Origin of the sequence: Desulfocucumis palustris, from assembly GCF_002933875.1 — a bacterium.
Lineage (GTDB): Bacteria > Bacillota > Desulfotomaculia > Desulfotomaculales > Desulfocucumaceae > Desulfocucumis > Desulfocucumis palustris.
The window spans coordinates 69,325-92,908 of record NZ_BFAV01000071.1; the positions used below are offsets into that span (position 1 = coordinate 69,325).

Genomic DNA, 23,584 nt, shown 5'->3' on the forward strand with positions numbered 1-23,584 from the left:
CGCGTTTCACAAATCACGACAAAAAGACAGGTAAAAATTACCTGTCTTTTTTATTGATTTCTATTGACTTTTTGTTAACAATAAGTTAACATTCGAATAATATAATATTAACAATAAATTAACATTCAGGAGGGGGGATGATTATGATGCTGCAAAGGGCATCCGCAGTCAACATTATTTTTAACAGGCCGAGGCTTTTGGAAAGGAAGGAAACATTAAAAAGTAACAACACTCCCTCCCACCATAAAAATTTCGATTACCTTACCGAATGGTACAGCCCGCTGGAGGCGGACACCAGGAACGCGCTCCCGCAGAAGTGGTTTTTTAAACTCATGTAACGGGGTCAGGCTCTTAACTTATTAACTTATATATTGATGATATACACGCCTTCTGTTAAAGTATAACAGGAGGTGTTTTGCTTTGGCCGGGCATAAGAGAATAGAAATCCGGGAGCCATGCGCCATGCAATACAGCGGGGAAACAACTGGCGGAATGTGTTTGACCAGCATGTATTACAACGGATAAAAGAAAAGACGGGACATGTTTTTCAGGACCGGTACAAAGCCATACAGTTACATAAATGAAGATAGGGGTTTCCCCTGTGGCGGTATTTAAATATATGAACGGGAAATAAAAAAATAAGTTAATAAGTTAAGAGCCTGGCCCTAGGGCTCTAGGGCTGGAAACGGGGAAAAGACATAATGAAAAAAGTGATATATATCTTTTTTTGCATCGCGGCCTTATTGTTTTATTGCGTTCCGGCCCGGGGCGAAGCAAACGACTATTATACGGACATGAAGGATTCTTTTGCCGGGGACGCTGTAAAGGAGCTTGCCGGCCAGGGTATTGTCAAAGGGGTGGCCCCGGGTAAATTCGGCCCGGAACAGTACATAACCCGGGAACATTTTTGCGTGCTGGCGGCCAAAACCCTGGGGGTTACTCCGGTTTACCCGGATAGTCCTTCCTTCAAGGATCTCTCTCCCCGGGACCCGGCTTACGGTTACGTTGAGGCCCTGGCAAGGCTGGGCTTGATTTCCGGCAACGGCACAGGCTGCTTTAAGCCGGGCGAACCGGTGAAAAGACAGGACGCCGCGGTTATAGCGTACCGGGCGGCGGGTGACAGCGCGGCCGGTGAAGCAAAAATCAGCGACAGCGGGATGGTTTCCCCCTATGCCGCCGGGGCGGTTGATTTCGTAACCCTGAAGGGCTGGATGAGCGCCGGAAACGGCTATTTTTATCCCCTGCAGGGCCTTACCCGGGGGCAGGCGGCAGTTCTGGCCAAATACCTGTATGATGAAAGAAAATGGCAGGCCATGACCAGCCTGAGGGACGTTGCCCCCCGGAAGAAGTCTGCCGGGAAAAATCAGCAGTTGTCCCTGGCGCCCCTTCCGCCGGAGGAAATTCTGTCATATACCCCGGTTTACGGACTGGATGCCCCGGATTTGGCCTCCATGGAGGCCTATGGGAAATTCACGGCCCGGGGGCGCGCCGGAAATACCCTGATTACGGTTAATGCCGGGGATAGCTGGTATAATGTGGAGATGGCCATTGCCGATGCTTCGGTTCAGACCGGCGGGGATGCATTGTCTGCCACGGGAGGAACAAAGGGAGAAACCGAGCTGGAATATACATACAGGGTGGAACAGGCCTCCCCGGATTCGACCTTTCAGAATATGGAGCAAAAACAATACTCCGGCCCGGTGGATGGACTTCAGTCCTCCGGCGAGATTTGGACCGGCTTTTTGCGCCAGCAGGGACGGGACATAACTGCGGACCTGGGCCGGGTGACCTCCGTCAGCCAAATATCGCTGGAATTTAAACAGGATGTTAACGCCGGAATAAAAATGCCCGAATATCTCAAATGCGCCGTATCGGTGGATGGAGAAAAATGGTACTATCTGGGCAGGGTCAATCACGGGGTGTCGCCCGCGGACAGTTCGGTCCAGACCAGAGCGCTCCAGTTGACCTTTCCTCCTGTTAACGCAAAATATGTAAAGATAAGCTTTCCCGTGGATGTATACGTTTTTGCCAGGCATTTGTCGATTAGGGGAGGATTGCCGGCGGATAAACCGGCGGTGCTGTCCTCCGGGAACTGGGCCGGAATCGCGGAGCTGAATTACCTGCTTATTCCGGATATGAAAGATATTCTGCTGATATATTCCGGGACCGTGGCCAACGGCAGCCCGGTTACCTGGAACACCGGAGACTTCCTGCCGCTGGCCGGCTACCTGGACACCGGCGGGGCCGTCCGGGGAAGGATGTTTGATACCATGCTTTTTTTGCCCTTTCCAGGAACCACCGGGAACAGGGATAATTGGAGCGCCTATCTGGACAGCCTTTTTGCTCCCGGACAACAGCTGCAGGCCCTGGACCAGGCCGTGGCGTCCGTAAATAATGCTCTGGGCGACTCTGCCAGGGAAAAGGTTATACTTACCCTGCCATACCCCGACCCGCAGCAGCACCAGTTCGGCACCCTGGATAAGGGGGAGGGGCCTCTTTCTTTCTCGGTGGAGGATGTGGACGGGGAAAAGGCTCTGGCCAACAGGCTGCAGGCTTTGCAGTGGTATTACGCCGCCCTTAAGGAAAAATGGCGGGGGGCGGATTTTAAAAACCTTGAGTTGGCCGGGATTTACTGGTACAAGGAAAACATAGACAATAGGATTCCGGGTGAGCGGGAGCTTGTGGTCAATACCGCCAAAATGGTGCGGGACGACGGGCAGAGGTTTTTCTGGATACCTTACTTTGGGGCGTACGGCTATCAGAATTGGCGTTCTTACGGTTTCAGCCATGTTATCCTGCAGCCCAATTTTTATACCGCCGATGATATTGTTGAGGACCGGATGAGCCACGCCGCGGAGCACGCGGGCCGCTACAACCTGGGGGTTGAACTGGAAATTGACGACAGGATAACTTACAGCCGCAACAATTTCGACCTGTTTTACAGGGAACTGGACTGGGCCGACCGGCTGGGACTGGATGGGTCCGTCACCAACGCTTACTACGCCGGGTCGAAAACATTACTGAATGTACGTAACAGCGATGTGCCCCAGATAAGGGCCATTTACGACGATTTGTACAGGTGGATTAACGGAACGTACCAGCCAAAAGGCAATTGATAGTCAAAAGACCTCCCGGGGTTTGCCCCGGGAGGTCTGTCATTTTGCCGCGAACCGTTAAATTTCAGATTAAATTTGAGTTTAACAGCAATAATTTTCCATTCCTTGTGGCTGTATGGCTGAGCATATTTCGAATTTGTGGACCCCCTAAATTGTGCCACGCCATAAATTCAGCAATGACATGGTTTTCCAGGAGGGCTGTCAAACTCAAGTTAAAAGCTGCCGCCGTGTTTTTTTATAATCTCTTCCGCCTTTTTAATTTTGTCTTCCGCCGCTACCACCGTAAGCAGGAATGCCCGGCCTCCCGCGATGCCGTAATTGGTGTCGCCGTAACCGCTGGCCGACGGGTCGGCTCCCATCAGTATCCTGATATCCTGGCTGGTCACACCCTGGCTGTTGGAGTACAGTGTGGGGCCGGTCACGGTCCTGGCCCGGTTTATAGGGTTGTTGTAACTTTCATTGGTGGTTACGCCGTACCTGGAAATTCTGTCCAGCTGGACGTGATCAAAACCTGATTTTTTCAATTCTTCCTCCGCCTTCTGGCCGGCGTTGCTGGAAGGAAAAGAAGCCAGAACGGATCTTTCTCCGGGCGACAATTTCAAGGGTAATACACCTCTTTTTTTCTTAGTATTACCCCGGGTGGAGTGATTTATAGGGCAGCGTGGCCGATAAATATTGTCCGGCCGGTTAAAGGGTTTGCCGGTTTTAAAACTGGTAAGTCCGGCCCGGGATTTCAGGGGAAAAGGACACGGATACCGAACCCCGAAACGGGGGTTGGCGGATTGTGGAAGCGAAGGGATCAGGCGTTGTTATAATCCAGCAGGAAATTGTTAACCAGGCTGTTATCGTTCACAAACCACCATCTATCGTCATCACCCAGTATAAATAACCCGTGAATACCCCTGCGGTACGGATAAACTTTACCCTTGCTGAAAATTGCCTCTTCCCTGGCCTTTTTAATATGCAGCATCTCATAAAAGGTATCCAGCCTGGACTTTTTGACGGCGTAAATGGTGTTGACACATTTAATCCTGGGATAATTGCTTACCGCTTTGTCCATTGCAAACACTTCCTTGTAAGACATTGTATTAGACAAGGCTTTAGTTGGTCCAGGCCAATTTTGCGGGTGATAAAGAATAACCCCGTATAACCGGGGTAAAGTGTCTATTTTATTATTTCGACATTTTTAAGAGGGTAGTAGCGGACAACCGCCTTTCCAACCACCAGATTTACCGGCACCGTCCCCCAGAATCTGCTGTCGTAACTCTTGTTGCGGTTGTCGCCCATTACGAAAATATTTCCCGGGGGAACTTTGTGGGGGGAAAAGTCGTCGGCCGGTTTTTCCATTTCGTAGGGCTCATCTAAAGGTTTGCCGTTTATAAATACGGTTCCTTCATTAATTTCCACCGTGTCGCCGGGCAGGCCGATCACCCTTTTAATCATGTCATCCTTGAATTCGCTGGTCGCCGGCGGGTGGAAAACCACTATGTCCCCCCGTTCAATATCGGTTAGCTTGTACGATAATTTTTCAATCAGAAGCCGGTCGCCTACCTGCAGGGTTGGCAGCATCGACCCTGAGGGTATCCATCTGGATTCCGCCACGTAAGTCCTCATGGTCAGGGATAAAACCAGCGCGATACCCAGGGTGATTCCCCAGTCAATAATAGTCTTCAAAATATTTTTCATGTGCTCAGCTCCTGTCTAATACATATTTTCCACTTCCGGTTTCAGCAGATAGATGACAATTAATACCGAAACAGTGGCGTAGGCTAGTTGAATAACTATATTAGCGGGGGACGAATCAACCAGAATCATAACTATTCCCAGGGGTATGTACAGGAAATACAGGTATTTTGCCAGGTGATAGCCCCATTTTTTAAAATTCCAAAGTCCGTGATACACCAGTAATTCAAGTACTCCTGTGACGACGCTGAACAGACTCATGGCGATTAACCAGGAGTGCTCCGGCGATTTTTCCGCCTGCAGGCTCATAAAGGTAAGGGTGCCCACAAAAATGGAAAAAAGGCCGCTGAGTAGCGAATATATTGAAATGACTGTAATACCCGCGGGTCTTTGCACTGTGCAACAACTCTCCAATCCTTTGGCGGTTAGTGGCCTGCGCCGGACGGCAACAGCCAAAAACCGCCTCATCCGGCGGTTTGGCTGTACTCTGTGATGAGTTTGTTTAACAAAATACATTCTTGCCGGGTCATGCGGATTCCTGCCATATTGCATTAAATTTTTGTGTAAAATAAATTCATTTGCGTTAATATATAACTTCAAAAGTCATCGGCATAATTTTCTAAAAATTAGTCACAGGCAAATGTGAATAATGTGGATTAATGTGAAACCGTTCACTATAATGACGGCCGCCGACCGGCAGCTGTTCCGGGGTTTCTGCGGCGAAAGTATTTATTTAACCGTTTAACTGGAAAAGGAAGGAGTTAACAGCAATTCCTAGAATATATCCTTGTTCGTCAAAAGTAAGGCCGTTTACATGGAATAAAGGGGGAGTCCTTTTGTACGCCTTCAGGACAATATCCGTAAAACCCAAACTGCCTGAGAACATAATCAGGCTGAAAGAGCTGGCTTATAACTTCTGGTTCAGCTGGAACACCCACGCCAGGGCGCTGTTTAGAAAAATAAACGAGCAGCTTTGGGACGAGGTGAGCCACAACCCGGTTAAATTCCTGCTGCACGTAAACGAGGAGGAACTGGAGGATATAGCCCAGAGCGATGAATACCTGAAAAATTATAACAAGGTATTTAATGATTTCGACCATTACATGACCAGGGACACCTGGTTCAGCAAGAAATATCCACAATATTCCGGCTCTCCCATTGCCTATTTTTCCGCGGAGTTCGGCCTTCATGAATCACACCCCATATATTCCGGCGGTCTTGGAATGCTGGCGGGAGATCATTTAAAGTCCGCCAGCGACCTGGGAATACCTCTGGTTGGGGTCGGCCTGCTCTACCGGCACGGATACTTCAACCAGGCCATCAACAGGGACGGCACCCAGGAGGCCCATTACCTGTATCACAATTTCTCGGAACGTCCTATTATACCGTTGACCAATGGCGGGGACAAAATGATATCCGTGGATATCAACGGGAGGAAAGTATACGCCAAGTTATGGAAATGCCTGGTGGGCCGCGTGATCTTGTACATGCTGGACACCAACATTCCGGAGAACAACCGCGAAGACAGGAAAATCACCGACCAGCTTTACGGGGGCGACCGGGAGACCCGGATATCCCAGGAGATTTTGCTGGGCATCGGCGGGGTCAAAGCCTTGAGGGCGGTGGGTATAAACCCGGCCGCCTGGCATATTAACGAGGGGCACGCGGCTTTTCTGGTTCTGGAAAGGATCAGGGAACTGGTGGCCTCCGGCCTGTCCTTTGACACGGCCAAGGAAATAGTGAAGTCAAACACCCTGTTTACCACCCATACACCGGTTCCCGCCGGGCACGACATGTTCGGGGCCGATTTGGTGGAACGCTTCCTGGGAAATCTGTACGGGGAGTTGAAAATTGAGCGTGAGGACTTGCTGGAGCTGGGCTGGGACGAGAACAGGAAGCAGTTTAACATGACCCTGCTGGCGCTGAATCTATCCAATTACTGTAACGGGGTCAGCAAGCTGCACGGTGAAGTGTCCAAGGAAATGTTCAGCTACCTGTATCCCGGGCTGCCGGTGGAGGAAGTGCCGGTGCATTACATTACCAACGGCGTGCATACAGGGTCCTGGCTGGCCCAGGAGCTGAAAGACCTTTACCATATATATCTGGGTGAGGACTGGGACGAAAATATAACAGACCGGAACATGTGGAAAAAGGTTAATGATATACCCGACAACCTGCTTTGGGCGGTTCACCAGTCCCTGAAGGAAAAGATGATTGCCTTTGTGCGCAATAGTTTGAAAAAGCAGAGAATACGCAATCAGGAACCGGCCCGCCGGATCAAGGAAGTGGACCAGTACCTCAGGCCCAATGTGCTGACCATAGGCTTCGCCCGCAGGTTTGCCACCTATAAAAGGGCCGGCCTGCTGTTTTTGGACCGGGACAGGTTGAATAAATTGATTAACAACCCGCAAATGCCGGTGCAGATAATTTTCGCGGGCAAGGCCCACCCCGCGGACGCCGCCGGTCAGGAGCTGATCAGGCAGGTATACAGTATCTCCAAGGAAGAGGAATTCAGGGGAAAAATAGTTTTTTTGGAAAATTACGATATACACATGGCCCGTATTCTGGTGCAAGGGGTCGATGTGTGGCTGAATACTCCCCGGCGGCCCATGGAGGCCAGCGGCACCAGCGGTCAGAAGGCCGCGGCAAACGGCGTGCTGAATTTAAGTATTCTGGACGGCTGGTGGCCCGAGGCTTATAACAAGGAAAACGGCTTTGTAATCGGGGAAAAGAAAGCTTATGAAAGCGAGGAATTGCAGGACAGGGACGATAGCTTTTCATTATACGCCACCCTGGAGGAAAGGGTGCTGCCCGCCTATTATAACCACGAAGGGGGATTCCCCAGGGAGTGGCTTAAGAAAATGAAGAACTCCATGGTTTCCATAGCGCCGGTGTTCAGCACCGAGAGGATGGTTCAGGAGTATACGGAACGCTATTACGTCAAGTCCATCAAACGATGGGAATACTTTATCCGGGATAACTACTCGGCGCCCCGGAAATTGAAGGATTTTAAGCAGTTTATAACCGAAAACTGGCACCAGGTCTGTATAAAAAGGGTGGACACCAACGTCAACAGGGAGATGAGCGTGGGCAGCCTGCTGAAAATTAACGCTTATGCTGAGATCGGCCCGCTGAAGCCGGAGGATGTGGACCTGGAAGTGGTGTATGGCAATATAACGGACCGGGGGCTGTCAAATCTCAGTGTTTCTCCAATGGTTTACGAAGGCAAAGAGGAGGACGGCACCCAGCGCTACCTGGGACAGCTTATACTGCCCCAGGGGACTTTCGGCTATACGGTCAGGATTATACCGGGGCACCAGGATTTCGTCCGTAAATTTGAACTGCCCCTGGTAACCTGGGCCGAGAACCTTTAACAGCCGGTGGCCAGTCCCAGCCCGAAGGTCAGAAATCCAAGTTCCGTGCCGAAACAGTCAAATATCCTGATTTCGGTATTATAATACCCTATTTTCAGTGACAGGCTTATCCCGCGGGTTCTCAGGCCGTGCTTGTCGAACAACTGGATCAGCTCGCCGTAGATCCTGGCTTCGATCAAAAGCCTGGTGCCGGCTTTGAGCTCCGCCAGTATCTCCCGGCAGCGGTCTTTAAGTTCGGACAGCGCCTTTTCCAGCAGTTCCGGCGGGTATTCAGCGGATGTGTTTAAACAGTCCATGGCAGCACTCCTCTCTCCGGCGTTAACATGTATTGTATCACGGTAGATGTAAAATCCATGTCGGAGTTGGTCTGCCGCCGTAAAAGAATATCCCGCAAATTTAAAACCCCGCGCAGGTGAGCGCGGGGTTTCCTTTAATCAACTCCGGTTAAGTTTTGAATAAGTTTGTGCTTCTGGCATTTGCCGCTGGGTGTTTTGGGTATTTCGGAAACCAGATGGTAGCGGCGGGGCCGCTCATCCGGCGCCAACAGACCGGAATCTTCCACGAAATGCTTTATATCCTGCACCGACAGATTTACATCCGAGGGAACGATAAAAGCTGCCAGATCGCTGTCACCGGACATATCAGGAATAAACACCGCCACTATATCATCCACCCCTGGATGGCGGTAAATGGCATCCTCAACCTTTTTAACCAGAAATTGCCCGCGGGCGGTTGTCTCCTCAAGGCTGGTGGTCATAATATGAGCTTGCTCACTCATCAACCCTCACCTCCGTTAATCCGGTAGTCCGTTTATAGAACTAATTATTTAAATCAGCGCCCAACTAACTGTAGTTGTAAAAACCGCGGCCGGTCTTCCTGCCCAGGTGTCCGGCCCTTACCAATTTGCGCAGCAACGGGCAGGGGCGGTATTTGGAATCGCCTGTTTCATTGTAAAGGGTTTCCGTTACCATCAGCATTGTGTCCAGTCCTATCAGGTCGGACAGGGCCAGCGGGCCGATGGGATGGTTGGCGCCCAGCATCATGCCTTTGTCAATGTCCTGGGCTGAGGCCACACCCTCCATTAATACAAACATGGCCTCGTTAAGCATGGGTACCAGTATCCGGTTTACCGCAAACAGGGGAGATTCGTTTACCAGTATGTACTCCTTACCGAATTTCTCCACCAGTTCAATGGTGGCCTGAAGCGTTCCGCCATCGGTTTCCGCGCCCTTAATAATTTCCACCAGCTTCATTACCGGCACAGGATTGAAAAAATGCATGCCTATAAACTTACCCGGTCTGGAGGTCGAGGCAGCCATTTCAGTGATGCTCAATCCCGATGTGTTGGAGGCGAAAATTGCAGCGGGGCCGCAAAGACCGTCCAACTCCCGGTAAAGTTCTTTTTTTAGCTCCATTTTTTCAATTACGGCTTCAATAACAAAATCGCAGCTGGACAAATCTTTTAAAGCGGTTGTTCCTTTAATCCTGGACAATAATTGTTCCGCATCTTCCTTTGTAATACGGTTTTTCTTCAAATCCCTGTCCAGATTTTTTTGGATGGCGGCCATGCCCCGGCTTACAAAATCTTCCGTCATATCCCGCATAACCACCTGGAATCCCGATTGCGCGGCCACCTGGGCAATACCGCAACCCATGGTGCCGGCTCCCACCACTCCCACCATTTTTATACTCATTGCTGTTTCCTCCGTTAATAACCATTTTACAGTTTTTATGGTGTATTTTAAACTGTGAAAAAAGCCGTGTCTGAATATTCTGTTCAATAGTTCTCTATATATTGTGAAAATCCTTCATATTACGCTGTTAAATTCTTAAAAAAAGAAATCCAGTAAATATAATTTTTGAAAAGATTTTTTCCATCCGGTTATAAAATATTAAGGCTTATTAATAAAAAGAGGCGGTGAAGCATTGTTTGCTGAAAATGATTCGTGGTATTATGAGGGTTGGTTGGAGTAACAAAATTTGCTTTATGGTTATAATAAACAAATAAGGAAAGAAGTTATATCTTCTCCAGGCCGGTATAACTTCTTACTTTTAGAAAATATGGAAAAAGAAATTTTTTTGAAAATATATGGGGGTCAGGAATTGGCATTGTTAATAACCGTTCTTTTAACGATACTGACAGACCAGTTAAGTAAATTTTTAATACAGCGGGCCATGGAACTGGGGCAGTCCATTCCCGTCATAGACAATATATTTCACATAACATACATACTTAATCCCGGAGCCGCCTTCGGCATACTGGCCAACCGGACGGTTTTTTTCATCATAGCTACGGTTTTGGTTGTCCTGGGTGTGATTATCTTTTATTTCCGCAGCGGGCAAAAGAAAGGAATGCTCCCCGTGGCCCTGGGGCTGTTATTGGGAGGAGCCGCGGGAAACCTCATCGACCGCCTGCGCTACGCCAAGGTGGTGGATTTTATCGACTTCAGGGTGTGGCCGGTTTTTAACCTGGCGGATACAGCCATAGTATGCGGAGCAGGGCTGCTGGTGCTGATATTATGGTTTAGCGAAAAGGAGAAATCCCGGGACAGGGTTGATTCCGATGCCAACGGTTAATAGTTACCACGTGGAACCCGGGGGCGCGGGGGTGCGGCTGGACGTGTTTCTGGCCGGGGAGAATCCGGACTTAAGCCGCTCCCATGTACAGAAACTCCTGGAGGACGGCCAGGTTACCGTCAACGGCGGTCCGGCCAGGGCCAGTTACCGGGTAAAAACCGGTGACGTTATAATGCTGACAGTGCCGCCGCCGGTGGAAATGAAAGTTGAGCCGGAGCCCATACCCCTGGATATTTATTATGAGGACGAAGATGTGCTGGTGGTGAATAAGCCCCGGGGAATGGTGGTGCACCCGGCAGAGGGAAACTATTCGGGAACCCTGGTTAACGCGGTGCTTTATCACTGCCGGGATCTTTCCGGGATAAACGGCGTTCTCCGTCCCGGTATAGTTCACAGGCTGGACAAGGACACCTCAGGTTTATTGATGGTGGCCAAAAATGACGTCTCGCACGTGGAACTGGCCAGCCAGTTAAAAGACAGGCAGGTGGTGAGGCGCTACCTGGCCCTGGCGCACGGTGTGGTTAAGGCTGAGCGCGGGGTGGTTGACGCTCCCATCGGCAGGGACCCCGGGGACCGTCAGAGGATGGCGGTGGTGTTCAGAAACGGCAAGCCCGCGGTGACCCACTACAGAGTGAAAAAAAAGTATCAAAACCACACATATATGGAACTGCGCCTGGAGACCGGCAGGACTCACCAGATCAGGGTGCATTTGAGTTACATCGGCCATCCTGTGGTGGGGGACCCCAAATATGGCCCGGCAAGGCCTCATTTCGGGCTGGACGGACAGTTTTTGCACGCTGCCGTACTGGGGTTTAAACATCCCCGCAGCGGGCAATTTATTCAGTTCGAGTCACCTCTGCCCGGGGTGCTGGCTGCTGTGCTGGCAGAACTTGAAGAGTCCGCCCCCGGGTTAGCCATGGATCAGTGATTATACTTTTTCCGGTACAAAATTTCCAGGAAAAGGGCGCTGATGCCGGCAGCGGTCAGCGGGCCCACCGGGACACCGTTAAACAGTATGATTCCGAAAATGGAGCCGATAATAAGCCCGAATATTATTTCCGGCTCCAAATGCATGAGCCTAATGCCTTCCCCGTTCATATGGGTGGCCAGCGCCCCGCCGATGATGGAAAGTATGCCGGGCAGGGAGGTCAGGTTATAAACCAGGTCCTTCTCAGTTACCACCCCATTGGCCACGGGCACCAGTATGGAGAGCAGAAGGAAGAGCAGTCCCGCCTCCAGACCCCGCCGCTCCGCCAGGGGGAAAAAAAAGTTCAGGTTGGACAGCCTGAGTATAAGAAGAATGCAGGCTGCTATGGAAATAAGGTTGGAGCGGGCAACAATTCCTACCATTAATAGTATTACCAGCTGTGGCACGCCGGGCAAGGCACATCCCCCCTGTTTTTAGGTGATGGGTGATATGTATTAATGGTATTTGCCCGGGCATGCAAATATGTATAAAAAACTGGATGTTAATACCAGTAAGACCTCCCTGGCTGATGGATATGGATAGCCGGCGGGAGGTCCTGTTTTTTTACTATTTGTTTTTGTCTATGGCGGTTTTCAGGGTATCGGCCCTCAACCCCACCCGCAATGCTTCCAGGGCCATAATTTCGTCAGGGGCGATGTTGCCGAGGTTTACATTGGGGCCGAAGCGGTTGATAAGCTCCAGTTGTTGGTCCTTCTGGGGCGCTTCCCAGATGATAATCCTGGGATCCTCTATTTCAGCCAGCAGCATGTCAAGATCATCCTTGATGAAATTCCCGTGCTGGTCATAGAGGCCGACGTTGATGCCCGACTCCCTGCCCTCCAGGATAACCCGGAAAGCGCCGTTTTTCAGATCTGTTTTAATCATTTCCGCCATTACCGGCACCGGAGGATTACATTCCCCCACTTTTTTGCCCACCTCGGTCAATACTTTAAACCCCATGTCTCCGGCCCTGACGATGGCTCTTTCTCTCACCTCCGGTGATAGGCTGATGGTTCCGTCGGAAACCTCAATGCAGGTAAATCCCAGGCTTTTGGCCAGATAAAGGAACTCTTCCAGTTTATTCTGGAGCAAAGCCACTTCCAGAAAAGTGCCTCCGGGGTAAATATCTATTCCGTAAGATTTGACCAGTTCTATTTTTTCCTCCAGTATATTGTCCTTGTACAAAGCCGTGGTTCCGAATCCAAGCTTGATTAAGTCCACGTACTCCCCCGAGGTGTTGAGCAAATCCCTGGTTTCTCCCAGACCCACTCCCTTGTCGAGAATCATGGTCAGCCCCTGGACCCTGGGCCGGGCCAACCTGTCCCCCAGTGGAAATGTTATCAAATCCCTCCAGATATTCGATTTTAAATAAATCATTAAAACACCCCTTCCCGGTCTGCCGCATTCATACCCGGGGCGTGGCGTAAAACCAGGCAGCCGTAAACGGTTCCGGGGTATGTGCCGCTTCTCAATAAATTATTCATGGCGGCAGGCATTGGTTACATGAGGGGCCGGCGGCCTGAAACGGGGTGTGGCGGGCATGAATGTCCCGATGGTCCGCTGGAGGCTGTTGGACTGGAATAGAATTTTGATAATGACATTTAGAAGGAATTATATGACAAATATCGAAATCGAAAATAGATGCCAAATATCTTCACAACTGGCTAAAACTGTGATTATTCTAAAGATAAGTTGACTTCCGGCTGGCTGGATGGATGGATTAACAAAAGAAACCATAGATGCTGATTTTGAATCTTTTAAGGATTATGTAATGAGGCGCCGCAGGTGCATCTGCTAAAATAAGCCACCCCTAAGATGACACAAGTTTACGCAACCGTTCTAGTTGCGCTTCCGGGTTAAGCAATACTTCATTAACCGATGCATTAATACAATGCTCTAATTCTTCCCGGGAAATTCCATTTGAATATACAATCAGCAAACAATCATGCAGTTCTCTTATTTTATGCAATAAAGCAAAATCATCCGTTTTAGCAGTGTCTAAAGAAATAAATATTATCTCCGGCTTCTTGGTAACAATATACGTGATTGACTCGTCTTCTTTACCGGACTCATAAATCATGCAGCCAAGATTCCATAGCACTAATTTTAGGTTGTAAATAATTTCTGAACCATTATCGATTATGAGAACGGTTTTTTCGTTGTCCACAAAAAGCCTCCTTAAAATAAGGAGGGTCATATGGGTGCTCTTTCCGGCACTGGGAGCAGCTGGCTGTCATAGGCTAAACACCCTTAGACCCTCTAGTTTTGCGCCACAACCTTTCGGTTGCTTTGCCCGAGCTATTTTTACAATACGAATTATATAGGAATAATGTATCAGGTAGAATAGGCCGTATTTCTTATAAAATTAAGACATTAGTCACATTGCTACTGGGATAAATTTCCCGATGCCGTGGGACAGGCTTGTTTGTAAAATGCCAGGCGTTTGAAAGGGCAACCGTTAACCTGTAATTGCCGCGCTAAGAACTTAAAAAAATACCCTCACTCCGGAGAGCGAGAGTATTCGGGGGTTAGCTTTTATTATCGCCGTCGGGGAGGGGTTTTTTAAGGGGAAACAGTCCAAGCGCCGGTTCCGGCGGCCCGTTCCGCTGTTTTTTCTCAGCCCGGCCCTGGTCGGCTTCGGCTTTGTTATCAGAGGTTTTTTCCATGTCTTTAACCCTTATCAGTAGTAGGGAGGATATGGCGGCAACGGCCGCCAGCCCCGCGGCCGACCAGAACATGAAAGGCCGGCCCTGGCCCAGCAGGATGCCGAAGGCGGGAGGGCCGAAGGCCACCCCGAAAAATCTCACGGAGCCGTACAGTGAGGTTACGATGCCCCTTCTTTCAGCCGCGCATGAACTGGTGATAATTGTGTTAAGGCAGGGAAGGGTCAGCCCGGTGCCGACTCCCGCCAGGGATATGCCCACGAAAAATAAAATGGTGTTGTTTTGAAAAATCCCCAGCAGCGCCATGGAGCCGGCGATTACCGAAAGGCCTGCCACCACCAGCCATTTCATCAGTTTTACTTTTTTCTTTATTAATAATCCCGTGGCAAAGGAAGTGGCGCTCATAAAAAGCACCGGCACCGCCAGGGCGAATCCTTTTATTACACCCTTCAAATTATATGTTTTTTCCAGGAATTCCGAAAGGAAGAAGAGCACTCCGAAGAGCACCAGTAGGGCAACCATGCCGGCTAAAAAGGAAGTAAGCAGCATGGCGGATTTTTTTTCGAATATTTTTTTGACCGAATTAAGATACTCATTCACTTTCTGGGTGGTCCTGTTGGACTTGGGCTCCTTTACCAGAAACCACAGGCCAAGGGTAATGGGAATGACCACCAGGGGAAAAAAAAGAAAAACGGCATACCACACAATAAGGCCGATGGCCGCCCCCAGGATCGGGCTTATAACCTTTCCGAAGCCATTGGCCGCCTCTATTATTCCCAGGGTTTTGCTGCGCTCCTTGCCCTGGAAGAGATCGCCGCAAAGGGCCATGGCAATGGGTGCCGTGCCCGCCGCGCCGATTCCCTGCAGCACCCTGCCCCCCAGTATCACCGGGAAGGCCGCCTCTTTAAAAAAAATGGCGGCCAGGCCGGCCATCACTCCTCCCAGTCCGTACAGGACAAGTGAAGGCAATATAACTATTTTACGGCCGTAGCGGTCAGATAAAAAACCAGCCAGAGGGATTATCAGGCCAGCGGGAATGGAAAACAGGCTTATTATCAGGCTAAGTTTGAAATCAGTCAGGCCAAAAGCCGACTTTATTGCAGGTAGCACGGGAATAATCATTGAATTGCCCAGCACCATGATAAACGGAACTCCACTGAGAGCAGCCACGGTGGCCGTATTTGCTTTTCCCGGCATGAATTCACATCCTTGTTGTTAGGGTGAGCTGACTGGGGACATTTCTTCATGAATTTTACCTCTATATTGTCTCTCCCCTTTTTCGGCGGTATGCATTTACATTCGTTTTCGAACATACAAATATTAGGAAAATAAACCGCCGCTACATCTAATGGTAATTGCTTCCCTGATGTGGCAGCCGAAAACGGAGGAGAATATTAATGTTGTTCATGTTTGATAAAATTGTTTTTTTAATGGCTTTCTGCAGGTTTTTATCCTCCACCATAGAGTTTTCCGCGGCACTTCTCATGCTTCGCTTCAACAGCGTGGAGACCGCTTTTAAAATAAACGCCGCCCTGGCCCTGGTGGGACCCACGGTGATGCTTACGGTTACTTCCCTGGGCCTGGTGGGTCTGGCCGGTAAAATTTCCTTCTCCGGCATGGTTTTTGTTCTGTTGGGGATTGGATTTATATTTTATGGCGTGAACAGAATTTAATGCATTCCCGGCTTAATTTGCAAATTTTTATTGACAGATGGTGCTGTCCTTTGATAATCTTTTTCTAATGTACAAGGAACCTTTAATACGGCCCCGAGAGGCCGGTAAGGACACATAGCGCGGTTTGCAAGGGCCTGACTATGCCTGTTTTACCGGTATAATCAGGTTTTTTGATTTCGTTCCGGAGGTGCCGCACTTGAGCAGTGAGCTGGCGCAAAAGGCCAAAATTATGGATCAGGAGGGCATAAGGCGGGCCGTGACCCGGATTGCCCACGAGATTATTGAACGGAACAAGGGAACGGATAACCTTGCGCTGATTGGCATCCGCAGGCGGGGAGTGCCCCTGGCGCTGCGGCTGGCGGGGAAAATAAAGGACATTGAGGGGAAGGAAGTGCCGGTTGGCATACTGGACATCACCCTGTACCGGGATGATCTGGCAACCAGGGCACAGCATCCGCTGGTGCGTAAAACGGAAGTCCCCTTTTCAGTGGACGGAAAAAAAATAGTGCTGGTTGACGACGTGATGTTCACCGGGAGAACAATAAGGGCGGCGCTGGATGCGGTCATTGATCTGGGCCGGCCTAAAATTATACAGCTGGCCGTACTGGTTGACCGCGGTCACCGGGAGTTGCCCATCAGGGCGGATTACGTGGGAAAAAACGTCCCCACCTCCAGGCGGGAGGCGGTCTCGGTAAGACTTTTGGAAACTGACAACGGGGAAGAAGTAGTGATAGAAGAAAAGGAAACATAGCCTAAAAGAGTCATCCTTTAAACAGCGGTCCCGTGAGGCCGGCAAGGAAGGACTTTATTTATACCCTGCCGGCCTCCGCCCGGTGTGATTTTACACACCGGGGAGGCCTTTTTTATGCCCGCCCCGGGCAAACATAATGGAGGGAGTGCAGATGGGCCTAAAAAACAAGGATTTATTGGGAATTGAACATTTCAGCCCGGAAGAAATTCTTTTGGTGCTGGATACCGCGGCTTCCATGAAGGAAATAATCGGCAGGCAGATTAAAAAGGTGCCGACATTAAGGGGTAAAACGGTGGTAAACGTATTTTACGAGCCCAGTACCCGCACCCGCACGTCCTTCGAGCTTGCCGCCAAATATTTGAGCGCCGACAGTATCAATATTTCAGCTTCCGGCAGCAGCGTGGTAAAGGGTGAAAGCCTCAGGGACACCTCCGCCACCATAGCCGCCCTGGGCGCGGATGTGGTGGTTCTGCGGCATCCCATGGCGGGCGCCCCGGTTCTGGTGGCCGGCCAGGTGAAGGCCGCGGTGATCAATGCCGGGGACGGCGCCCACGAGCATCCCACCCAGGCCCTGCTGGATATGTATACCGTAAGGGATAAAAAAGGCGCTCTGGAAGGCTTGAAAATAGCCATTGTGGGGGACATACTGCACAGCCGGGTGGCCCGCTCCGATATCTGGGGCTTTACCAGGATGGGCGCCCGGGTCAGGGTGTGCGGCCCGTCCACCATGCTTCCCCCGGGGCTGGAGAATATGGGGGTTGAGGTTTTCCACCGCATGGAGGAAGCCCTGTCCGGAGCGGACGTGATAATAATGCTCAGGATACAGCTGGAAAGGCAGCAGCAGGGACTCTTTCCCTCGGTGAGGGAATATGCCCGGCTGTTCGGGCTTAACAGCGAAAAACTGGCCCTGGCCAAGCCCGGAGCTTTGGTAATGCACCCCGGGCCCATAAACCGGGGGGTTGAAATTGCTACTGAAGTGGCTTATGGTGTTCAGGCAGTTATCAACGAGCAGGTGACCAACGGCCTGGCTGTGCGCATGGCGCTGTTGTACCTGCTGGCGGGAGGTGTGGCCCAGTGAGAATTCTAATCAAGGGAGGCCGGATCATAGATCCGGTGGAAAATAAGGATAAAACGCTGGATGTACTCATAGAAAACGGAAAAATATCGGCCCTGGAAAAAAAACTGGCAGCGGACGGGGCGGTAACGGTGGACGCCTCGGGCCTGCTGGTGGCGCCGGGACTTATAGACATGCATGTGCACCTGCGGGAACCTGGTTACGAGGCCAAGGAAACCATTGAGACCGGACTAAAGGCCGCGGTCAGGGGCGGCTTCACCGGGGTGGCCTGCATGCCCAATACCAATCCGGTGGCCGACAACCAGACTGTAATCAAATATATAATTGACAGGGCCTCCGCCCTGGGCTTGGCCCGGGTCTGGCCCATCGGGGCGCTGACCCGGGGCAGCAGGGGGGAGCAGCTGACCGAAATGGCGGATTTGAAAAACGCCGGCGCGGCGGCTCTTTCCGACGACGGCCGGCCGGTGGCGGGGTCCGGGATAATGCGCAGGGCCATGCAGTATGCCCGCATGGTGGGATTGACCGTTATTTCCCACTGCGAGGACCCGGAACTGGCCGCCGGAGGGAGCATGAACGAGGGATTCATATCCACCAGGCTGGGGCTTAAAGGCATACCCGGGGCAGCGGAGGAAGTAATGGTGGCCAGGGATATTATACTGTCGGAGTTAACAGGCTGCCCCCTGCACATAGCCCATGTGAGCACCAGGGGCTCCGTACGGCTGGTCAGGGAGGCCAAGGCCAGGGGCTTAAAGGTTACCGCCGAGGCCACACCCCACCACTTCACCCTTACTGATGCCGCCGTGGAAGGTTACAACACCTCCACCAAGGTCAACCCGCCCTTAAGAGGCGAAGCCGATGTGGCAGCCATAAAGGAAGGCCTGGCCGACGGCACCATAGATGTGATTGCCACCGACCACGCTCCCCATACAATGGAGGAGAAGGACGTGGAATACGACAGCGCCCCCTTTGGGCTGGTGGGACTGGAAACAGCAGTGGGCCTGGTGTGGAGAGAGCTGGTGCGGCCGGGAATACTTACACCGGCTGAGGCGGTGGCCAAAATGACCGTCAACCCCGCCCGTCTGCTGGGAATTGAAAAGGATACCTTAAGGCCCGGGGCGGTGGCTGACATTACAATAATCGACCCCTCCCTGGAGGAAACGGTGGACCCGTTGAGTTTTGCCAGCAAGGGCAGGAACACTCCCTTTGCCGGCTGGAAGCTTAAAGGTTTGCCGGTGCTGACCATGGTGGGGGGCAAAATAGTGTATTCCCATGCCGGAATAAAAATTTTATAAATTTAATTATTTACCCTAAGGAGTTGAGTGCATAAGTGGACGCTATACTGGCTTTGGAGGACGGTTCGGTATTCAGGGGCAGGGCTTTCGGCGCCGGCGGGCAGCAGTGGGGAGAGGTTGTGTTCAACACCGGCATGACCGGCTACCAGGAAGTGCTCACGGACCCGTCTTACTGCGGGCAGATTGTGGTGATGACCTATCCGCTGATTGGCAATTACGGAGTGAACAGGGAGGATTTTGAGGCCAAGCGCTCCTACGTGCGGGGATTTGTGGTGCGGGAGGATTGCCACAGGCCGAGTAATTGGCGGGTAAGCCACACCATCGGTGAATTTCTGTCCCGGGAGGGTATAATAGGCATTTCCGGAGTTGATACCAGGGCGCTTACCAGGATACTGAGAAGTCACGGAACCATGCGGGGAGTTCTGGATACCACCGGCGCCGACCCCGCGGAACTGGTGGAAAAAGCCAGGCGTTCACCCCAGCTGACAGGCCAGGAACTGGTGCCCGCCGTGGCCACCAGGGAAATTTTCACCGTCCCCGGGGAGGGCCCCCGGGTAGTGCTCATGGACTTCGGCGCTAAAATGAACATTGTCCGCTGCCTGAACCAGAGGGGCTGCGAGGTGGTGGTGGTCCCCCCGGATACAACCGCCGGAGACATACTGGCCCTTAATCCCGCGGGGGTGATGCTTTCCAACGGTCCCGGGGACCCCATCGACGTGCCTTACTCGGTGGAGGCGGCCCGGGAAATAATCGGCAAAAAGCCCATATTCGGCATCTGCCTGGGCCACCAGATAATGGGACTGGCCCTGGGAGGGAAGACCTATAAACTGAAATTCGGACACCGGGGCGCCAATCATCCGGTTAAAGATCTTCTTACCGGAAGGGTATACATTACCTCCCAGAACCACGGTTTTGCCGTGGACGCCGAATCGTTGAAGGGTTCCGACGTAACCGTGTCCCACATCAACTTAAACGACGGCACGGTGGAGGGCTTAAAGCACAACTATCTGCCGGTAAGCACCGTGCAGTACCATCCGGAGGCATCCCCGGGGCCCAGGGACTCCGAATATCTTTTTGACGAATTTATGGAAAAAATGTCCCGGGAGGTTAATTAATCATGCCGCTGCGGACTGATATTAAAAAGGTAATGGTTATTGGCTCCGGCCCCATCGTCATCGGTCAGGCCGCGGAATTCGACTATGCCGGCACCCAGGCCTGCCGGGCCTTGAAGGAAGAGGGTATGGAGGTGGTGCTGGTCAATTCCAACCCGGCCACCATTATGACCGACGTCAACATGGCCGACCGGGTGTATATCGAACCCCTTACCCTGGAGTTTGTGAGCCAGGTAATTCGCAATGAAAAGCCCGACGGGCTGCTTCCCACCCTGGGAGGGCAGGTGGGGCTGAATATCGCGTTAAAGCTGGCGGAGTCCGGGGTGCTGGAAGAACAGGGAGTAAAACTGCTGGGTACTTCCCTGGAGGCCATAAAGCGGGCCGAGGACAGGGAACTGTTCAAGGACATGATGCAGTCCATCGGGGAACCCATTCCGGAAAGCGTTATAGTGTCCACGGTGGATGAGGCCGTGAATTTCGCCGGGCGGATAGGCTACCCGGTGATAGTTCGCCCGGCCTACACCCTGGGCGGCACAGGGGGCGGCATCGCTGACTGTGAGGAAGAGCTTAAGTCCATAACCGCCAGGGGGCTGAAGCACAGCATAATCAGCCAGGCCCTGATAGAGCGCAGCGTGGCCGGCTGGAAGGAAATAGAGTACGAGGTGATGCGGGACGCCGCGGACAACTGCATTACGGTCTGTAATATGGAGAACCTGGACCCCATTGGAGTGCATACCGGGGACAGCATTGTGGTGGCTCCCTCCCAGACCTTAAGCGACAAGGAATACCAGCTGCTGCGCACCGCTTCGTTAAAAATAATCCGCTCCCTGAACATAGCCGGGGGCTGCAACGTTCAATTCGCCCTGGACCCCGAGAGCTTCGAATATTACGTGATCGAGGTCAATCCCCGGGTATCCCGCTCCTCGGCCCTGGCCTCCAAGGCCACGGGCTATCCCATAGCCAAGGTGGCCGCCAAGATTGCCATAGGGTTCACCCTGGATGAAATTAAAAACGCCGTTACGGGAAAAACCTATGCCTGCTTTGAGCCGGCCCTGGATTACGTGGTTGTTAAATACCCCCGCTGGCCCTTTGACAAGTTTACCCAGGCCGACCGCACCCTGGGCACCCAGATGAAAGCCACCGGTGAGGTTATGGCCATTGACCGCAGCTTTGAAGCCGCTCTTATGAAAGCAATCCGCTCCCTGGAGGCGGGCTTAAAGGGATTATACCTGCCGGAAGCCGGGAGCGTAACCGACGAAAAACTAAAGGAACTGATGTCCAGGCCGGATGACAGGCGGCTCCTGGCGGTGGCCGAGGGCATCCGCCGGGGCGTATCCCCGGATAGCATATATGACATTACTAAAATGGACCTGTTTTTCCTGGATAAGTTGAAGAATGTGGTGGACTTTGAAGTGGAGTTTACCCGGGCGGCCGCCGACGGGATTCAGAATATTGACAGGGATTTAATGATTACAGCCAAGAAAATGGGGCTGTCGGACGCCATTCTGGCCTCCCTGGCCGGGGCCGGCGAGGGGGAAGTCCGCCGTTTGCGGGAGGCCATGGGGGTGCTGCCTTCCTACAAAATCGTGGATACCTGCGCGGCGGAATTCGAGGCTGCCACGCCTTATTATTACTCCTGCTACGATACCGAGGACGAGGCCCCCTATACCCCGGCCAGAAAGGTGGCGGTGCTGGGTTCCGGCCCCATCCGCATCGGCCAGGGAATTGAATTCGACTACTGTTCCGTGCACTCCGTATGGGCGCTGCGGCAGCAGGGCCTGGAGGCCATTATTATAAACAATAACCCCGAAACCGTCAGCACCGACTTCGACACCGCCGACCGGCTGTATTTCGAGCCCCTGGTGCCCGAGGACGTGCTGAATATATTGGAAAAGGAAAAACCCGAGGGGGTCATCGTTCAATTTGGCGGGCAGACCGCCATAAACCTGGCCCGGCCCCTGCAGGAGGCCGGCATCGGCATTCTCGGAACCTCGGTGGAGGATATAGACCGGGCGGAGGACCGGGAGCGCTTCGACCGGCTGCTTATAGAGCTTGACATTCCCAAACCGCCGGGCAGGACTGCCTTCTCAGTGGAGGAGGCGCTGAAAATCGCCGGGGAAATAGGTTTTCCGGTGCTGGTGCGGCCTTCCTACGTGCTGGGCGGACGGGCCATGGAAATAGTTTACAACAACGACGAGCTTTTGAACTACATGGAAACAGCGGTAAAGATCACTCCCCAACACCCGGTGCTGGTGGATAAATACCTCTTCGGCAAGGAGCTGGAGGTGGATGCCATAGCCGACGGTGAGACAGTGCTCATTCCCGGCATAATGGAGCACATTGAGCGGGCCGGGGTGCACTCCGGGGACAGTATCGCGGTTTACCCGCCACGTTCCATAACCCCGGAAGACAGGAGAAAAATGGTTGACTATACCACCAGGCTGGCCCTGGCCCTGAACGTCAGGGGACTGATCAACATACAGTACGTTCAGCACGATAATGAAATATACGTGCTGGAGGTTAATCCCCGTTCCAGCCGCACAGTGCCTTATCTAAGCAAAATTACCGGCGTGCCCATGGTCAACCTGGCCACCAGGGTGATTATGGGTGAAAAGCTTAAGGATATGGGCTACCGGGGCGGGCTTTACCCCGAAAGCGAATTCGTGGGGGTAAAAGCCCCGGTATTCTCCTTCTCCAAACTGAGCCGGGTGGATGTGACCCTGGGACCGGAGATGAAATCCACCGGCGAGGTAATGGGAGTGGACCAGGATTACGCCGTGGCCCTCTACAAGGCCCTGGTGGCTTCGGGCTGCCTGTTCCCCAGGGAGGGGGGGATACTGGTCACCATTGCCGACAAGGATAAAAACGAGGTGCTGCCCATAGTCAGGGGATTGTCCGAGCACCTGGGCTATAAAATATACGCCACCTCCGGCACCGCAGCGTTTCTCCGGGAAAGAGGCTTAAAAGTGGAGCGGGTGAAAAAGGTGCGGGAAGGTTCTCCGAACATCGACGACCTTATCCGCTCCGGTCACATCAACATGGTGATTAACACCCTGACCAAGGGCAAGGCCCCGGAGCGGGACGGCTTCCGCATCCGCCGGGCGGCGGTGGAGCACGGTTTGCCCTGTTTAACCTCCATAGACACCGCCTGGGCCATACTTGAAGTGCTTATCTCAATAAAAGAAGGAGACACCTTCGAGCTAATCCCCCTGCAGGAGTACGTTAAGTAAGAATAAGGGGTCAGGCTATTAACTTATTAACTTATTGCACGCAATAAGTTAATAAGTTAATAGCCTGACCC

Annotated in this window: 22 protein-coding genes and 1 riboswitch; of the genes, 11 read left to right on the top strand and 11 right to left on the bottom strand. The window is 52.1% G+C overall.

Annotated features, from left to right (window positions below; translation table 11 throughout):
- Positions 1-143 precede the first annotated feature (143 nt).
- Together DCCM_RS05400 and DCCM_RS05405 are read left to right on the top strand one after the other, a co-directional pair.
- Positions 144-338 (top strand): hypothetical protein, encoded by a 195-nt coding sequence (locus DCCM_RS05400; RefSeq protein WP_104371419.1) that lies wholly within the window; start codon positions 144-146, stop codon positions 336-338.
- Positions 339-701: 363 nt separating this feature from the next.
- Positions 702-3,116, top strand: coding sequence for a DUF4855 domain-containing protein (locus DCCM_RS05405; protein ID WP_104371420.1), 2,415 nt, complete (start codon positions 702-704; stop codon positions 3,114-3,116).
- A 212-nt stretch (positions 3,117-3,328) separates the two neighbouring features.
- Here the strand turns inward: DCCM_RS05405 and DCCM_RS05410 are convergent, their stop codons facing one another.
- The 4 genes from DCCM_RS05410 to DCCM_RS05425 all read right to left on the bottom strand — a co-directional run bounded on the left by DCCM_RS05410 (position 3,329) and on the right by DCCM_RS05425 (position 5,195).
- Positions 3,329-3,718 (bottom strand): hypothetical protein, encoded by a 390-nt coding sequence (locus DCCM_RS05410; RefSeq protein ID WP_104371421.1) that lies wholly within the window; start codon positions 3,716-3,718, stop codon positions 3,329-3,331.
- A gap of 197 nt (positions 3,719-3,915) precedes the next feature.
- Entirely contained in the window at positions 3,916-4,176 is a 261-nt protein-coding gene (locus DCCM_RS05415; protein ID WP_104371422.1) for a hypothetical protein, read from the bottom strand.
- A gap of 104 nt (positions 4,177-4,280) precedes the next feature.
- Positions 4,281-4,802 (bottom strand): signal peptidase I, encoded by a 522-nt coding sequence (gene lepB / locus DCCM_RS05420; protein ID WP_104371423.1) that lies wholly within the window; start codon positions 4,800-4,802, stop codon positions 4,281-4,283.
- A 15-nt stretch (positions 4,803-4,817) separates the two neighbouring features.
- Positions 4,818-5,195 carry a hypothetical protein gene (locus DCCM_RS05425; RefSeq protein WP_104371424.1) on the bottom strand — a complete coding sequence of 126 codons (378 nt, stop codon included), beginning with the start codon at positions 5,193-5,195 and terminating at the stop codon, positions 4,818-4,820.
- Positions 5,196-5,635: 440 nt separating this feature from the next.
- Between DCCM_RS05425 and glgP the strand changes: the two genes are divergently transcribed.
- Positions 5,636-8,173, top strand: a complete 2,538-nt coding sequence (gene glgP / locus DCCM_RS05430) for an alpha-glucan family phosphorylase (RefSeq protein WP_104371425.1) — start codon at positions 5,636-5,638, stop codon at positions 8,171-8,173.
- Here the strand turns inward: glgP and DCCM_RS05435 are convergent.
- The 3 genes from DCCM_RS05435 to DCCM_RS05445 form a co-directional block, all read right to left on the bottom strand.
- Positions 8,170-8,469 carry a hypothetical protein gene (locus tag DCCM_RS05435; RefSeq protein WP_104371426.1) on the bottom strand — a complete coding sequence of 100 codons (300 nt, stop codon included), beginning with the start codon at positions 8,467-8,469 and terminating at the stop codon, positions 8,170-8,172. The genes glgP and DCCM_RS05435 overlap by 4 nt on opposite strands.
- A gap of 134 nt (positions 8,470-8,603) precedes the next feature.
- The gene (locus tag DCCM_RS05440) at positions 8,604-8,951 is read right to left on the bottom strand and encodes an AMP-binding enzyme (protein ID WP_104371427.1); all 348 of its coding nucleotides are present in this window, start codon (positions 8,949-8,951) and stop codon (positions 8,604-8,606) included.
- A gap of 64 nt (positions 8,952-9,015) precedes the next feature.
- Positions 9,016-9,867 (bottom strand): 3-hydroxybutyryl-CoA dehydrogenase, encoded by an 852-nt coding sequence (locus tag DCCM_RS05445; RefSeq protein WP_174705138.1) that lies wholly within the window; start codon positions 9,865-9,867, stop codon positions 9,016-9,018.
- A 409-nt stretch (positions 9,868-10,276) separates the two neighbouring features.
- Between DCCM_RS05445 and lspA the strand changes: the two genes are divergently transcribed.
- Positions 10,277-10,750 carry a signal peptidase II gene (gene lspA, locus DCCM_RS05450; RefSeq protein ID WP_104371468.1) on the top strand — a complete coding sequence of 158 codons (474 nt, stop codon included), beginning with the start codon at positions 10,277-10,279 and terminating at the stop codon, positions 10,748-10,750.
- Positions 10,737-11,678, top strand: a complete 942-nt coding sequence (locus tag DCCM_RS05455; RefSeq protein WP_104371428.1) for an RluA family pseudouridine synthase — start codon at positions 10,737-10,739, stop codon at positions 11,676-11,678. The genes lspA and DCCM_RS05455 overlap by 14 nt, the downstream gene beginning before the upstream one ends.
- Here the strand turns inward: DCCM_RS05455 and DCCM_RS05460 are convergent.
- The 4 genes from DCCM_RS05460 to DCCM_RS05470 all read right to left on the bottom strand — a co-directional run bounded on the left by DCCM_RS05460 (position 11,672) and on the right by DCCM_RS05470 (position 15,577).
- Positions 11,672-12,133, bottom strand: coding sequence for a DUF441 domain-containing protein (locus tag DCCM_RS05460; protein WP_231702670.1), 462 nt, complete (start codon positions 12,131-12,133; stop codon positions 11,672-11,674). The genes DCCM_RS05455 and DCCM_RS05460 overlap by 7 nt on opposite strands.
- 151 nt (positions 12,134-12,284) lie before the next feature.
- Positions 12,285-13,094 carry a phosphosulfolactate synthase gene (gene comA, locus DCCM_RS05465; RefSeq protein ID WP_104371429.1) on the bottom strand — a complete coding sequence of 270 codons (810 nt, stop codon included), beginning with the start codon at positions 13,092-13,094 and terminating at the stop codon, positions 12,285-12,287.
- Between the two features lie 433 nt (positions 13,095-13,527).
- Positions 13,528-13,884, bottom strand: coding sequence for a response regulator (locus DCCM_RS18230; protein WP_165792024.1), 357 nt, complete (start codon positions 13,882-13,884; stop codon positions 13,528-13,530).
- A 51-nt stretch (positions 13,885-13,935) separates the two neighbouring features.
- A riboswitch (cyclic di-GMP riboswitch) is annotated at positions 13,936-14,021 on the bottom strand.
- Between the two features lie 224 nt (positions 14,022-14,245).
- The gene (locus DCCM_RS05470; RefSeq protein WP_104371430.1) at positions 14,246-15,577 is read right to left on the bottom strand and encodes an MFS transporter; all 1,332 of its coding nucleotides are present in this window, start codon (positions 15,575-15,577) and stop codon (positions 14,246-14,248) included.
- Positions 15,578-15,777: 200 nt separating this feature from the next.
- Here DCCM_RS05470 and DCCM_RS05475 point away from each other — a divergent pair, with 200 nt between their 5' ends.
- From DCCM_RS05475 to carB, 6 genes are all read left to right on the top strand, one after another.
- Positions 15,778-16,053, top strand: coding sequence for a YqhV family protein (locus tag DCCM_RS05475; RefSeq protein WP_104371431.1), 276 nt, complete (start codon positions 15,778-15,780; stop codon positions 16,051-16,053).
- A 196-nt stretch (positions 16,054-16,249) separates the two neighbouring features.
- Positions 16,250-16,804, top strand: a complete 555-nt coding sequence (pyrR, locus tag DCCM_RS05480) for a bifunctional pyr operon transcriptional regulator/uracil phosphoribosyltransferase PyrR (RefSeq protein ID WP_104371432.1) — start codon at positions 16,250-16,252, stop codon at positions 16,802-16,804.
- Between the two features lie 151 nt (positions 16,805-16,955).
- A complete protein-coding gene (locus DCCM_RS05485) occupies positions 16,956-17,882 on the top strand; it encodes an aspartate carbamoyltransferase catalytic subunit (RefSeq protein WP_104371470.1) in 927 nt (308 codons plus the stop codon).
- Positions 17,879-19,171, top strand: coding sequence for a dihydroorotase (locus DCCM_RS05490; protein WP_104371433.1), 1,293 nt, complete (start codon positions 17,879-17,881; stop codon positions 19,169-19,171). Before DCCM_RS05485 ends, DCCM_RS05490 begins: the two co-directional genes overlap by 4 nt.
- Positions 19,172-19,206: 35 nt before the next feature.
- The gene (gene carA / locus DCCM_RS05495; protein ID WP_104371434.1) at positions 19,207-20,286 is read left to right on the top strand and encodes a glutamine-hydrolyzing carbamoyl-phosphate synthase small subunit; all 1,080 of its coding nucleotides are present in this window, start codon (positions 19,207-19,209) and stop codon (positions 20,284-20,286) included.
- A gap of 2 nt (positions 20,287-20,288) precedes the next feature.
- Positions 20,289-23,513: a carbamoyl-phosphate synthase large subunit gene (carB, locus tag DCCM_RS05500; protein WP_104371435.1), complete on the top strand. Its 3,225-nt coding sequence runs from the start codon at positions 20,289-20,291 to the stop codon at positions 23,511-23,513.
- Positions 23,514-23,584: the final 71 nt, after the last annotated feature.